General features: G+C 61.7%; 11 protein-coding genes. 6 read left to right on the top strand and 5 right to left on the bottom strand.

What is annotated here, in order from left to right; genetic code table 11:
* The first annotated feature begins 6 nt into the window (after positions 1-6).
* The 6 genes from AAFH49_RS16580 (at position 7) to AAFH49_RS16555 (ending at position 5,183) form a co-directional block, all read left to right on the top strand.
* A complete protein-coding gene (locus AAFH49_RS16580; protein ID WP_342299922.1) occupies positions 7-1,059 on the top strand; it encodes a sugar phosphate isomerase/epimerase family protein in 1,053 nt (350 codons plus the stop codon).
* A gap of 13 nt (positions 1,060-1,072) precedes the next feature.
* Entirely contained in the window at positions 1,073-1,546 is a 474-nt protein-coding gene (locus tag AAFH49_RS16575) for a c-type cytochrome (protein ID WP_342299921.1), read from the top strand.
* Positions 1,547-1,557: 11 nt separating this feature from the next.
* On the top strand, positions 1,558-2,445 hold the full coding sequence (locus AAFH49_RS16570) for a hydroxypyruvate isomerase family protein (protein WP_342299919.1): 888 nt from the start codon (positions 1,558-1,560) through the stop codon (positions 2,443-2,445).
* Positions 2,446-2,493: 48 nt separating this feature from the next.
* Complete coding sequence (locus tag AAFH49_RS16565; protein WP_342299917.1) at positions 2,494-3,285, top strand: 3-keto-disaccharide hydrolase; 792 nt, start codon at positions 2,494-2,496, stop codon at positions 3,283-3,285.
* Between the two features lie 241 nt (positions 3,286-3,526).
* Entirely contained in the window at positions 3,527-4,369 is an 843-nt protein-coding gene (locus tag AAFH49_RS16560; RefSeq protein ID WP_342299915.1) for a helix-turn-helix domain-containing protein, read from the top strand.
* Between the two features lie 73 nt (positions 4,370-4,442).
* Positions 4,443-5,183, top strand: a complete 741-nt coding sequence (locus AAFH49_RS16555) for an SDR family oxidoreductase (protein WP_342299914.1) — start codon at positions 4,443-4,445, stop codon at positions 5,181-5,183.
* An 18-nt stretch (positions 5,184-5,201) separates the two neighbouring features.
* On the opposite strand, the gene AAFH49_RS16550 is transcribed toward AAFH49_RS16555, so the two are convergent.
* From AAFH49_RS16550 to AAFH49_RS16530, 5 genes are all read right to left on the bottom strand, one after another.
* Positions 5,202-6,095, bottom strand: coding sequence for a sugar phosphate isomerase/epimerase family protein (locus tag AAFH49_RS16550; protein ID WP_342299913.1), 894 nt, complete (start codon positions 6,093-6,095; stop codon positions 5,202-5,204).
* A 78-nt stretch (positions 6,096-6,173) separates the two neighbouring features.
* Entirely contained in the window at positions 6,174-7,517 is a 1,344-nt protein-coding gene (locus AAFH49_RS16545) for a gluconate:H+ symporter (RefSeq protein ID WP_342299911.1), read from the bottom strand.
* 52 nt (positions 7,518-7,569) lie between these two features.
* Entirely contained in the window at positions 7,570-10,776 is a 3,207-nt protein-coding gene (locus AAFH49_RS16540; RefSeq protein ID WP_342299910.1) for a cyclic nucleotide-binding domain-containing protein, read from the bottom strand.
* Positions 10,777-10,833: 57 nt separating this feature from the next.
* On the bottom strand, positions 10,834-11,736 hold the full coding sequence (locus AAFH49_RS16535) for a YitT family protein (RefSeq protein WP_342299909.1): 903 nt from the start codon (positions 11,734-11,736) through the stop codon (positions 10,834-10,836).
* Positions 11,737-12,000: 264 nt separating this feature from the next.
* Positions 12,001-13,125: sensor histidine kinase (locus AAFH49_RS16530; RefSeq protein WP_342299907.1), on the bottom strand; the 1,125-nt coding region annotated here is incomplete at its 5' end.

Genomic DNA, 13,125 nt, shown 5'->3' with positions numbered 1-13,125 from the left:
CCGCCCATGACTACCATTCAGGGACCCGCCGTTTTTCTTGCCCAATTCATCGGCGATGAAGCGCCTTTCGACAGTCTGGCCGGCATTTGCGCCTGGGCCAAGGGCCTGGGCTTTCAAGGCGTGCAACTGCCCACCAACGACCCGCGCTTCATCGACCTGCAAAAAGCCGCCGAAAGCCAGACCTACGCCGACGAAATCCGGGGTGTGGTGAATGCCGCTGGCTTGGAAATCACCGAATTATCGACCCACCTGCAGGGACAGCTGGTGGCCGTGAACCCGGCCTACGACCAGCTATTCGACGGCTTCGCGCCCGAGGCCTACCGCAACAACCCCAATGCGCGCCAGCAATGGGCGGTGCAGCAGTTGAAATATGCCGCCAAAGCCTCCCAAAACCTGGGCTTGAAGGCGCACGCCACCTTTAGCGGGGCGCTGCTGTGGCCCATGGTGTACCCTTGGCCACAGCGGCCGGCCGGGCTGGTTGAGGATGGCTTTGCCGAACTGGGCCGCCGCTGGCTGCCGATTCTGAATGTGTTTGACGAGTGCGGCGTGGACTTGTGCTACGAAATTCACGCCGGCGAGGACCTGCACGACGGTGTGACTTACGAGCTGTTTCTGGACCAAGTGAAGCAGCATCCGCGCGCCTGCCTGCTCTACGACCCTTCGCATTTCGTACTCCAATGCCTTGATTATCTGGAATACATCGACATCTACCACGAGCGGATTAAGATGTTCCACGTCAAGGATGCCGAGTTCAACCCCACGGGGCGGCAGGGCGTGTACGGCGGCTACCAGAGCTGGCTGAACCGGGCCGGCCGCTTCCGCTCGCTGGGCGATGGGCAGGTCGATTTCAAAGCCATTTTCAGCAAGCTGACCCAGTACGACTTCCCCGGCTGGGCCGTGCTGGAGTGGGAATGCGCCCTAAAAAACGCCGAAGATGGGGCCCGCGAAGGCGCTCAATTCATCAAAGACCACATCATTCGCGTCACAGAAAAGGCGTTCGACGACTTCGCCGCCACGGCCCCCAACCCGACCCTCAACCATTCCCTGCTCGGAATTTAACCGCCTCCTTCCCATGAAAAAAACTGCCTTATTCCTCAGCCTTTGTGCCCTGCTGGCCGCCTGCGATTCCGGCTACAAAAAAGATGGCCCCGATGAAGTGAGCCAGCAGTCGGCCTCGTCGGCCGAACTCAAGAGCGACAGCACCACCGGTGCCAACGTGGCCGCCGTGGCCGAGCAGCCGCAGGTCGATACCAGCACCTCGAAGATTGGCACCGGGCACAGCGGCGGCCTGGTGGCCAACGGGGCAAAGCTGATGGCGGCCTCTGACTGCGCCAGCTGCCATAAAGAAAAGGAGAAGCTGGTAGGCCCATCCTACGCCGACGTAGCCCAGAAATATCCGTCTAATGAGCAAAATATCAGCATGCTGGCCGGTAAAATCATTCAGGGCGGCTCTGGCAACTGGGGGGCAGTTCCCATGACGCCGCACCCCGGCGTGACCGAGGCCGACGCCCGGGAAATGGTGAAATACATTCTGACCCTGAAATAAAACCGCCCGTCATGGCCTCGCCTCCTACCCGCCGCACGGCGCTCAAAAACATTTTGGCGGGCACGGCCGCCGCCGGAGCGGCGGGAGCGCTCGGCGCTTTCGTCCCCGCCGAAAACGCGCTGGATTCGCCCGCTTTGAAAAACAACATCAACCACTCAGTGTGCCGCTGGTGCTATGGCGATTTATCGCTCGACCAACTGTGCGCGGCGGCCAAAAGCATTGGCATCAAGGGCATCGACCTGGTTGGGCCGAAGGACTGGCCCACGCTGAAGAAGTATGGGCTGGATTCGCCGATGTGCAACGGGGCCGAAATCAACCTGACTGATGGTTTCAACGACCCGCAGTTTCACGCCACGCTGCAGAAGAGCTACGCCGAGATGATTCCGAAAGTGGCGGCGGCGGGCTATAAGAACCTGATTTGCTTCAGCGGGAGCCGGCGGGGCAAGGACGATGCCACCGGCTGGGCCAACTGCGTGAAGGGCCTGACGCCCCTGCTGGAGCTGGCCGCCAAGCACAAAGTAGTGCTGGTGATGGAGTTGCTGAACAGCAAAATCGACCACAAAGACTATCAATGCGACCGCACAGCCTGGGGCGTAGCGCTGGCCAAAAAGCTGGGCTCAGAGCATTTCAAGCTGCTTTTCGACATATACCACATGCAGATTGACGAGGGCGACATCATCCGTAATATCACCGATAACCACGCCTACATCGCACACTACCACACCGGCGGTGTGCCCGGCCGCCACGAAATCGACGAAACCCAGGAGCTGTACTACCCGGCTATCATGCGGGCCATTGTGGCTACGGGTTTTAAGGGCTACGTGGCACAGGAATTCATACCGAAGCAGCCCGACAAGCTGGCCTCGCTGCGCAAAGCTGTGCAACTGTGCGACGTGTAGCGGGCTCCGCTTCACCGTCATCTCTCCCACCTTCCAATCCTTTTTCTCATGAAAACCCGCCTGATATTCACCGCCCTTTTGGCCGGCAGCCTGGGAGCCGTCCACGCCCAGCAAACCGCCAAACCCGAGGATACGGAAGTGTATGAGCCCGTGCCCAAAGTGGTGACGCCCGGTAAAACTGTCGGCGATGCACCTTCGGATGCGCTGGTGCTGTTTGATGGTAAGAACCTGGACCAGTGGGTGCTCACCAGCGACCACAAAGCGCCGGCCAGCTGGACGGTGGCGGGAGGAATTATGACCGTAAAAAAGGACGTGGGCAACATCGAAACCAAGCGCAGCTTCGGGAACTACCAGCTGCACTTGGAGTGGCGCATTCCGGCCAATATCACCGGCACGGGGCAGGCCCGGGGCAATAGCGGCGTATTCCTGGCCTCAACGGGCAGCGGTGACCTGGGCTACGAGCTGCAAATAGTGGACGCGTACCAGAACAAAACCTACGTCAACGGCATGGCCGGAAGCCTCTACAAGCAGGCCATCCCGCTGGCCAACCCCGCCCGCAAGCCCGGCGAGTGGCAAACCTACGACGTGGTGTGGACGGCCCCGGTGTTCGGCGCGGGCGGCGCGCTGGTGACGCCAGCCTATGCCACCGTGTTTTTCAACGGCGTGCTGGTGCAGGACCACACCGCCCTCACCGGCCCTACGCAGTACATCGGCAAGGCCTCGTACCAGGCGGCGCACGGCCCCTCGCCCATCAAGCTCCAGGCCCACGGCGACAAGAGCGAGCCGCTGAGTTTCCGTAATATCTGGATTCGGGAGCTGCCAATGGCGGCGGCGAAGTAAGGAGCTTTTCGGGAATAACAGAACGTCATGCTGAGCGCAGCCGAAGCATCTCTACCGCGCAACTAATTTCCAATCAAAAGGAATAGTATTGCGGTAGAGATGCTTCGGCTGCGCTCAGCATGACTTATTTCTATTCAACTCATAAGAATAGCGCCGCAATTTGAGTTGCATAACTTTGGCAATGGGTTCACGTGAAAGTATTGCTGATTACTACCAACGGTACAGCCGAGGAAATCCGGCAATGGGACAGTTCACCGCTTACCGGATTGAGGACGTTCCTACGCCAAGCTCTTTTCCGCATGTGCGGCGGGATTTTTATAAGATAAAGCTGTTGTGCAATGTGCAGGGCATTCTTTCGTATGCCGACCAGCGGGTTGAGGTGCAGGACTCAGCCCTGATTTTTGTTAATCCCCTGATTCCCTACTCATGGGAGCGCACGAACGGGAGCGAAACCGGCTTCGTGTGCTTGTTTACGGAGGAGTTTATTACGCAGCAGCTGCGCACGACCAGCGTGGCGGGTTCGCCGCTATTTCGGGTGGGTGGCACGCCGGTGTTATTTCCTGCGCCGGAAGTGGTAGGCCGGCTCAGCAGCCTTTTCGAGCAAATGCTGGTGGAGTTGCAGTCTTCGTATGCCAACCGTGATGAATTGTTGCGCAGCTACGTACAAATCATCCTTCATGAGTCGCTTAAGATTGCGCCAGCGGCGCACTTCTACCAGCCAGGCACTTCGGCGGCGCGCCTCGGCTCCCTGTTTCTAGAATTGCTGGACCGGCAGTTCCCCATCGCATCGCCGCACCATAAACTGCCGCTCAAAAATGCGAACGAGTTTGCCCGGCAGCTCGCCGTGCATACCAACCACCTGAATAAGGCGCTGAGAGAAATAACGGGCAAAACCACCACCGAGCACATCGCTGAAAAGATGACGGACGAAGCCAAAGCATTGCTGCGCAACAGCGATTGGAGCATTGCTGAAATCGGCTTCTGTCTCGGCTTTGAGCACGCCTCTAACTTCAACAGCTTCTTCAAAAAGCAAACCGGGCTGCCGCCCAACCACTACCGACGGCAACCGGTAGCACTTTCATAACTTTTGGATTGATTCACATACTTCTGCATTGCCGCAGACAGAGACCTTTGTGCTACTAAACCAGTAACACAACATGGAAAGCTCAATAGCAGGCAAAGTCGTCGTCATCACGGGGGCCAGTAGCGGAATTGGCGAGGCCGTGGCCCTCCTCCTGGCTGGGCGCGGGGCCAAAGTGGTGCTTGGCGCTCGCGGCCTGGAACGCCTGCAGGCGCTGGCCGCTCGCATTAAGGCGGCCGGCGGGGAAGTCGCCTATGCCCCTACCGACGTGAAGCGGCGCGATGAAGTGGCCAACCTCGTCGGGCTGGCGCTTGAGCGGTTCGGCAAGCTCGATGTGCTCATCAATAATGCCGGCATTGGCCCTATTTCGCTGCTTGATGAGCTGCGCGTGGAGGATTGGGAGGAGATGATTGATGTCAACATCAAGGGCGTGCTGTACGGCATTGCGGCCGCGCTGCCAGTTTTTCGCCGGCAGGGCTTCGGACATTTCATCAACACCGTTTCGACGGCGGGCCTGAAAATTGTGCCGATGCAGGCCGTGTATGCCGGTACCAAGAATGCCGTGCGCACCATTTCGGAGGGCCTGCGCCAGGAAGCCGGCGATAAACTGCGCGTGACCATTATTTCGCCCGGTTTCGTGCGCACCAATTTTGCCGATTCCATGACCAACTTGGCCGTGCAGGCCCAAATCCGGGCCACAAGCGAGCAGTTGGCCATTTCGCCGGATGCCATTGCCCGCGCCATGGTATTTGCCATCGAGCAGCCCGCCGATGTGGATGTGGGCGAAATCGTAATCCGGCCGACGGCGCAGGGGTAGCGCCGTCGGCACGGCGGGCTACACCAGGTTTTTCTTGATGTAAGCCAAACTTTTAGCCGCGCTATCGAAGGGTGAGCCGGGCGTGATGTCCTGCTCCACGAAAAAGTATTGCAGGCCGGCTTCGTTGGCGTGGGCGAAGATTTTTTTGAAGTCGATGCTACCGTTGCCTACTTCGGTGAAGGAGTGCGGCGCGGCTTTGTCCATGTCCTTGACGTGCCAGAGGGGGAAGCGGCCGGGGTGCTGCTTGAATAGCGTAAGGGGGTCGTGGCCGGCTTTGGTGGCCCAGTAGAGGTCGAGCTCCATTTTCACCAATTTGGGGTCGGTGGCGAGGAGCAGGTCGTAAGGCAGCTTGCCATTTTGGGGCACGAACTCGAAGTCATGGTTGTGGTAGCAGAGCTGGATGCCGGCTTTCTGGCAGCGCTCGCCGGCTTTGTGGAGCTGGTCGGCGATGGTCTTGTAGTGGTCGAGGTTGCCGCGCTCGGCTTCTGAGAGATAGGCGCAGACCATGTATTTCACCCCGGCGGCGGCGGCATCGTCCACGGCGCGGTCCCACTCGTGGAGCATGGTGCCCATGGCGGGCGCACCGTTCATCTGCTCCTCGCCGAGGCGGTAGTGGCTGCTGGGCATTATCAGGCCATTTTGCTTGAGCAGGGCGGCAAATTCTTTGGGTGACATGCCGTAGAACTTCTGGGTGCCGGTGTAGGTCGCGCCCTCCAGCGAATTGTAGCCCATTTTGGCCAGTTGCGCCAGCGTGCCGGCAGGGTCCTTGGCCATGGCGTCGCGCACGGTGTAGAGCTGCAGGCCGATGTACTTTTTGTTGTAGCCCTTGTCGCGGGCCAGCAGGGACGGTGATACCAGCAAGCCGGCCGATAGCAGCGCGGCCGAGGTCAGGAAATTTCTACGGGAATTCATGGAGCAGCGTGGGTTGAAGGATGAATTAAGATGAAGCCAAGATAGGGATTAACAATTACTTGCAAACTATTCAAAACATCATAATCGTGCCAGAGCGGGCGCTACCAACGGCAGCGCCCAGTCGAGCACCAGCACGCCCAGCAGCCCCACCACCGACACAATGGTTTCCATGGCTGACCACGAGCGCAGCGTGTCGCGAATCGAGAGGTTGAAATATTGCTTAAACAGCCAGAACCCACTGTCATTCAGATGCGAAAACAGCAGGCTGCCCGCCCCGATGGCCAGCACCATTAAGTTGGGATTGACGGTCGAGTGGGCCATGGTGGGCAGCATCACGCCGGCCGCCGTGAGCCCCGCCACCGTGGCCGAGCCGAGGCACACCCGGATGAGGCCGGCCAGCAGCCAGCCCAGCAGCAGCGGCGGAAGCCCGGTGCCATTCAGGCCGGCGGCAATGGCCTGGCCCGCCCCACTTTCCACCAGCACTTCCTTCAGCGCCCCCGCCCCGCCGATGATGAGCAGCAGCAGCGCCACATCGCGCAAGGCTTCACCGTAGGTTTCCATCACGGAGGTCATGGATTTGCCCTGACTGCGGCCCAGGCTGAACGTGGCCACCCCTACCGACAGCATCATCACTACGCCCGGGTCGGCTAGGAACGCCAGGGCCGGCGCGAGCGGGCCGCCGGGCGGCAGCACCGCCTGCAAGCCCAGCACGACCGCCAGCACCAGCACCGACAGCAGCGACGACAGGAAGCTGTTGACCCGGCCCGGCAAGGCGCTTTCGGCCAGCGCTTCGCTCACAAACCCCGCCAGCGGCGCGGAGACGATGCCCCGCAACGTGCGCGCATACAGCGGCCCGGCCACAACCACGGCCGGCACCGCCACCAGCAGCCCGTAGCCAAATGTGAGGCCCACATTGGCATGGAACAGCGCCACCAGTGCCGTGGGGGCCGGGTGCGGCGGCAGGAAGCCGTGCAATACCGAGAGCGAGGCCAGCATGGGCAGGCCCACGTACACGGCCGGCAGCCGGTATTGATATACCACCGAGAATATCAGCGGAATAACCAGCAAAAAACCCACGTTATAGAACAGCGGAATGCCGATGATGAAGCCGGTGACCATCATCGTCCACTGAATATTTTTCGAGCCAAAAGCCTGCATCAGCACGGCGGCGATGCGCTGGGCCGCGCCGCTTTCGGCCACCAGCTTGCCCAGCATGGCCCCCAATACCACCACCAGCGCAACCGAGCCCAGGGTATCGCCGAGGCCTTTTTGCACGGCAGCCAGCACCTGCGCGGGCGGCAGGCCCAGCGCCAGCCCCGCCGGAATGGTGACCAGCAAAAACGCCAGAAACGCGTTGACTTTGCCCCAACTGCTGAGGACGATAAGCGCCAGCACAGCTAGCACAATGATGAGGAGCGTCATGCCGCAAGGTAGGCCCGCCGGAGGGCAAAAAGCGCACCCATTAAGCGACGAATTATCCCGGTACCGGCTGGGGCTGCGGGGGTTGCGTTCGCTCGTTCTGGCGGCGCAGGCGCTGGCAGAGCACCTTCAGGATATTGCGGGTGACTTCAGGGCAGTCCTCCATCACGTCGTAGAAATCTTCCTGGTCGATGCGAAACGCGGTGGCCGGCCCCACGGCCACGGCCGAGGCCGAACGGGCTTCGGCATCGAGCAGGGCCAGCTCGCCAAAAAAGTCGCCGCTGCGGAAGGTCGTCAGTTGGCGCGAGCCGTCGAAAATCCCCACTTCGCCCTCACTCACGATGAACAGCGAGGTGCCCAGACTGCCTTTGCTGAAGATTTCCTGCCCCGCTTCAAACGCCACTTCCCGCATAATGGGCTCGATGTTGCCGAGGATGTTTTCGGGCGTGTTGGCAAACAGGGAAGTGCCTTTGAGGATGAGGACCCGGTCGCGGGCCGAGGTGCGGGGGGTAGTCGGCTGTGGATTCATGGCGAGGAAGGCGACGGCGGGATGCGTGAGGAGGAGCTGGTCATAGGCAGCCGGGCGCAGCACGGGCAATTGTTGGAGCACGGCCAGGGCACTTTCCTGAACCAGGAGGCTGGTGGATTGCAAGTTAGGCACCAGATAGGATACGGTGGCGGGCTGGGGGTGCCACTGCCGCAGGGCCACGCTAATCGTCCAGGCCGTGAAGGCTTCCGCGCCCCGGCGCACGATGGTGGTTTGCACGGTTTCGGCGGTGGTGATGGGGCCGAGCAAGGCATCCATGACCTCGGCACGCTGGCTCAGGCGGCCCGTTTCCAGCATGGCCTGCAAGCCGGCAAACAGCGGGAGCGGAATCATATTCTCCAGAATTGCGAGGGCGCTGGCCTGGGTTTCGCCGGTGGTGTGGATGGCGCCGTGCTGCGCTTCCAGCAGCGGCGGCCGCTCGTACACCTGCATCAGCAGGCCAAACAAACGCTGGGTGCAGCGGCGCAGCTCCTGGCGCAGGGCGGCGCGCAGCTCAGAATTGGCGGCGTGCATGCCGTGCAAAAAGTGCTGCGCCAGGCGCATCTCCTCCTCTATGAGCTGCTGAAAGAGCGGCGCGTCACTGGGCATGGTGACAAAGCTGTCGAGCGCCCGCAGCGCCGCCGCCCGCGCCTGCAGGTTGGCCCCGCTGGCTACTTCCAGCAGCACTTGCCGGGCGGCGGGCGTGGCCATGCGGGCGCACACCTGGGCCATCGCCTGGGCGCGGCGCTGGTCGCATTCCTGAGCCAAAGCGGGCTTGAGTAGCGGCAGCACGGGTGCCCCGATTCTGACCAGGCCGGCCAGGGCCGGTTTCTGCACCTTCTTCATGCACAGAAAGCTTATCATCAGGCTTATAATGTCGGGGCCCGGCACCTCGGCCACGGCCCGTACGGCAGCCTGCACCAGGGCGGGCTCGGGGCTGTGCAGGCAGATGGTGATTGCCTGCTGCTGCTGCTCCGGCGTAAGCAGCTCAATGAGCTCCAAGGCCGCGTGGCGGGCATTGGTTTCGGCCGAGGACGCCACGGCGGCCAGGCTGGCCAAGGCCGCGCCATCGGTGGGATGCGCGCCCAGCCGGCCCCGGATAGCGCCCTGGCGCACGGCCCAATCGGGGTGCAGCAGCAAGTCGTCGGCCGATGGGTGGGGTCCGGCCAGGCAGCTGGCCATTTCGCGCAGGGCCGGGTCGGGGTCTTCCAGAGCCAGACGACGCAGCCGGGGCAGTTCCACCCGGTCTCCCAACAGCCGCAGCGCCCGGTGGCGAATGCGGTTGCTGGGGTGCGTGAGCAGGTGCTCTGCCTGTTCGAGCAGGGCAGTGGCTTCTATTTTGTGCAGATGCTCGATGGCCTGCAACACCATCTCCTCGCTGGACTCGGCCTCGGCCGAGCGCCGGTCCGGCGGCTCACTGCCCACCCGAACCGGCTCATTATCAGCCGCACCGTGCAGGTGCAGGCTCGTCTTCAGGGCCTCCAGGTAGTGCCAAAGCATATACCGCAGCAGATACACCACCCCGAGTACCAGGGCGGCCATCCACACAAAGGGCAGCCAGGAGTTTGCCGGAAACGGCTGGGCCGCCAGCAGCAGCAGGCCACCCAGCCCCACGCCTGCCGGCTCATAAATCCCCTTCACGACACTGCGCCCCGCCAGGTGCTCGGGCGGCGGCAAGCGGTGGAACAGCACCAGAAAAACCGGCTCGAACAAGGCCCGGCGGCATATTTCCAACCCCAGATAAAGCCCGCTGAAATAAACCAGCTGGCCCCACGGCCCCACGGGAAGCATTCGCAATACCCAGAATATCAAAACACTACCCAGCACAATAAACGGCAGCAGCAGCAACGTCCGGCGCACGCCCACCCAGGCCAAGCCGCGCCGCGCAAACAGCAGCCGGCCCGCCGCCGCCAGCAGATAAGCCAGCGCCAGCACTGCGCCCAAGTACTGCATCACATCTACCGGGCCGGGCAAAAAATTTCGAACACTGAGCAAAAAAACATACTCCACTCCTACCGCTATTGCGGCCACCGCCATCACGCTCAGTCCCATCACCCGCACCAACGCGCCCGGCCCCAGCAGCTGCCGGATGAGCGGCAGGCTGCGCACAGCCGGCGGGGCGAGGGGCAAATGCGGCAACCCGGTTCTTCGTCGAAAAGCCGCCTGCTGCACCAGCGCCGCCAGCACGTAGGAGCTCAACGCCATGATTAACAGCATCGAAATGGCATGGGCCGCGGGTACGAAAATGGCCAGCGCCGCCCCCACGGCTTTGGCCGGCAGCTCGCCGGAGCTCACCACCCCGAACAGCCGCCGCCCCTGGCGCGCGTTGAACAGGGTGGCCGACATGCTCCAGGCCTCCAGGTTGGTGAGTAGGTACAGCAGGCGGTAGCCCGTCATGATGCCCACGGCCGTGGCTACCGACGGCGTGGGCTGCCAGGCCAGCGCCAGCACCACGGCGATGACCACCACCGTCAGCAGCGCCCGCACGGCCAGGCTCGGCCCCAGCCAGCGGCGTTCCAGGTAGGCATAGAGGCTGCCGGTCAGCCCCATAACCACTGCTCCCACGCAGTAGGCCACGGGCAGGCTGGAGGCAGGGTGCCGGGCCAGCAGCAGCGCCGTGGCCGCCAGATACACCAGCACGGTGCCAAAGCTGAGCAGGGAATTATGGGCAAAGAGCAGCCACACCGACGTGGTTTCGTGCGGCCGAACTCCCAGAAACCGGTACCACCTTTCCATGATATTCCTGCTGAATTGGCCCGGCGGCGCGGGGCCCCGGCTCCCATCCCAGAACGGCTAGTGCAAGGCCCGCTTTTTAATCAGGCCGCCCTTCATGTCGCTCACGCTCTGGGAGACTACGAAGGCGTTCGGGTCAATTTTATGAATCTCATCCGTCAGGCTGACCACCTCCAGGCGGGTCACGACCGTGAAAATGGCCTCCACTTTCAAATGCTGGTGCCCGTGGGTGCCAAAGCCCTGGGTGCATTCGTACACGGTGGCTCCACGGTGGAGCTTATCGGTTATCATGCGCCGGATTTCGGTGCTGTGAAACGAGATGATGGTCAGGCCGGTGTATTCCTCGATGCCCACCAGCACGAAATCCACGGTTTTGGCCGCGGCCAGATACGCCAGAATGGAATACAGCGCCGTTTCTATCGACAGCAGCCAGGCGGCCACCGAGAAGATAGTTATGTTGATAATCAGCACAATGTCGCCGATGGAAGCGGGCAGCCGGCGCGTGAGGTAGAGGGCCAGGATTTCGGTACCATCGAGCACGCCACCGCCGCGCATGGCCAGCCCCACCCCGGCTCCCAGAAAGAAGCCGCCGAATACGGCAATCAGCAGCTTATCCTGCGTGAGGGGCGGGAACGACACCACCAGCAGCGCCCCCGCCAGCGCCAGAATAGTGAGCAGGGTTTTGAGGGCGAACTTCTGCCCCACCTGATAATACCCCAGCACGATAAACGGAATGTTAATCAGCACAATGAGCGCCGACAACGAGATACCCGTCAGCTGGCTCACCAGCAGCGAAATACCCGTTACCCCGCCGTCAATAAAACCGTTCGGCAGCAGAAAGCCCTTCAGCCCCAGTGCAGCCGAGAAAACGCCACCCGCCAATAGCACGCCCTGCAGGAGGATGGCCCCCAGCTGGTGCTGCGCAAAGAACTGAGACACGCCTGTGCCAGCCTGCGCCAGCACTTTGGGGGGCGGGGGCGCCGGCTGGCGGGCTAGTTTCCGAACCCGGAAACGAGAAGGCGGTAGTTGTTCGAGCAACATCGTAAGTGTCAAAACTTAACCTTGCACCATGTCTACTTCCCCGCGGGCAATTCCCCCACCGCCTTCTGATTGATGAGGCGGGCGGCACATCCCGGGCGGCATTCATTTCATACGGACCAAGCGGTTAGATAATGTTCAGTTTAAACAAGCAATTACTTAAATATATTCAATAAATAGTATATAAATTCAAGTCGCCACATCTTCCATCACCTTTTCAACGGTAACAGGCAGACTAATAGTAAATTGACAATATTCACCCTCCTGGCTTTCCACACTCAAAACTCCACCGTGTCCCTTCGTAATCACGTCGTAGCTCAGCGACAGGCCCAGGCCGGTGCCCTCGCCAGTGGGCTTGGTGGTGAAGAAGGGCTGGAAGATTTTCTCGCGCACCGCCAGCGGAATGCCCGCCCCGTTGTCGCGCACCCGAATCTCGACGGCGTGGTCAGTTTGGCGGGTTTGCACCTGCACTTCGGGGCGGTAGGCGGCATCGGCGTGCTTGCCTTTTTCGGTTACGGCGTAGAATGCGTTGGTTAGTAGGTTCATGAGCACGCGGCTCAGGTCCTGGGCTACGGCCGGAACGGGCTGCAACTGCGGGTCCAAATCGGTGGTGAGCGTGGCGCTGAAGTCTTTGTTGCGAGCGCACCAGCCGTGGTAGGCCAGGCGCAGGCTGTCCCCGGCCAGGGCGTTGAGGTCGGTGGCTTGGCGGGTGCCGCTGCTCGGGTGCGAGTGCTCCAGCATGCGTTTCACGATGCGGTCGGCGCGGGCCCCGTGCTCCTGAATCTTCACCTGGTTCAGGGTCAGGTCATCCAGCAGCTGCTGGATATTTTGCCCGCCACTGCTGGAGAGGTGCTCCCCGGCCAGCTCCTCCTGCAGCTCGGCCAGCAGCTCCACGTTCAGGTCCGAGAAATTGGTCACGAAATTGAGCGGGTTTTGAATTTCGTGGGCCACGCCGGCCGTCATTTCGCCCAGAGAAGCCATTTTCTCGCGCTGCACCAGCTGGGCCTGGGTGTCCTGGAGCTCGGTCAGGGTGCGGTTGAGCTGGTCGCGATGGGCGGCAATCTGGGTATTCATCTCGTTCAGGTGGCGGTTGGCCCGCTGCTTGAGGTAGATGTTGCGCCACAGCAGCCCCGCTATCAGCAGCACACTGGCCAGACCGGCCAGCAGCCCATTGAGCTGCAGGCGCTGCCGGGCCGCCTTCTGGGCCTGGAGCTGCCGGGTTTTGGTGAGCAGGTCAATCTGGGCCTGCTTGCTGGTGAGCTCATAGTCGTAGCGCAGGCGGCTGGTGCGGCGGCGCGTGTCCTCGCCCGAGAG

It is taken from the genome of Hymenobacter segetis (assembly GCF_038448715.1).
GTDB classification, from domain to species: Bacteria; Bacteroidota; Bacteroidia; order Cytophagales; family Hymenobacteraceae; genus Hymenobacter; species Hymenobacter segetis.
This window is presented reverse-complemented; position numbering and strand designations above follow the sequence as displayed.

Bases quoted from the DNA above. Each gene is read 5' to 3' on its own strand.
- AAFH49_RS16580 (WP_342299922.1), top strand. From the start codon at position 7: ATGACTACCATTCAGGGACCCGCCGTTTTTCTTGCCCAATTCATCGGC.
- AAFH49_RS16545 (WP_342299911.1), bottom strand. From the start codon at position 7,517: ATGACGCTCCTCATCATTGTGCTAGCTGTGCTGGCGCTTATCGTCCTC.
- AAFH49_RS16550 (WP_342299913.1), bottom strand. From the start codon at position 6,095: ATGAATTCCCGTAGAAATTTCCTGACCTCGGCCGCGCTGCTATCGGCC.
- AAFH49_RS16570 (WP_342299919.1), top strand. From the start codon at position 1,558: ATGGCCTCGCCTCCTACCCGCCGCACGGCGCTCAAAAACATTTTGGCG.
- AAFH49_RS16575 (WP_342299921.1), top strand. From the start codon at position 1,073: ATGAAAAAAACTGCCTTATTCCTCAGCCTTTGTGCCCTGCTGGCCGCC.
- AAFH49_RS16555 (WP_342299914.1), top strand. From the start codon at position 4,443: ATGGAAAGCTCAATAGCAGGCAAAGTCGTCGTCATCACGGGGGCCAGT.
- AAFH49_RS16560 (WP_342299915.1), top strand. From the start codon at position 3,527: ATGGGACAGTTCACCGCTTACCGGATTGAGGACGTTCCTACGCCAAGC.
- AAFH49_RS16540 (WP_342299910.1), bottom strand. From the start codon at position 10,776: ATGGAAAGGTGGTACCGGTTTCTGGGAGTTCGGCCGCACGAAACCACG.
- AAFH49_RS16565 (WP_342299917.1), top strand. From the start codon at position 2,494: ATGAAAACCCGCCTGATATTCACCGCCCTTTTGGCCGGCAGCCTGGGA.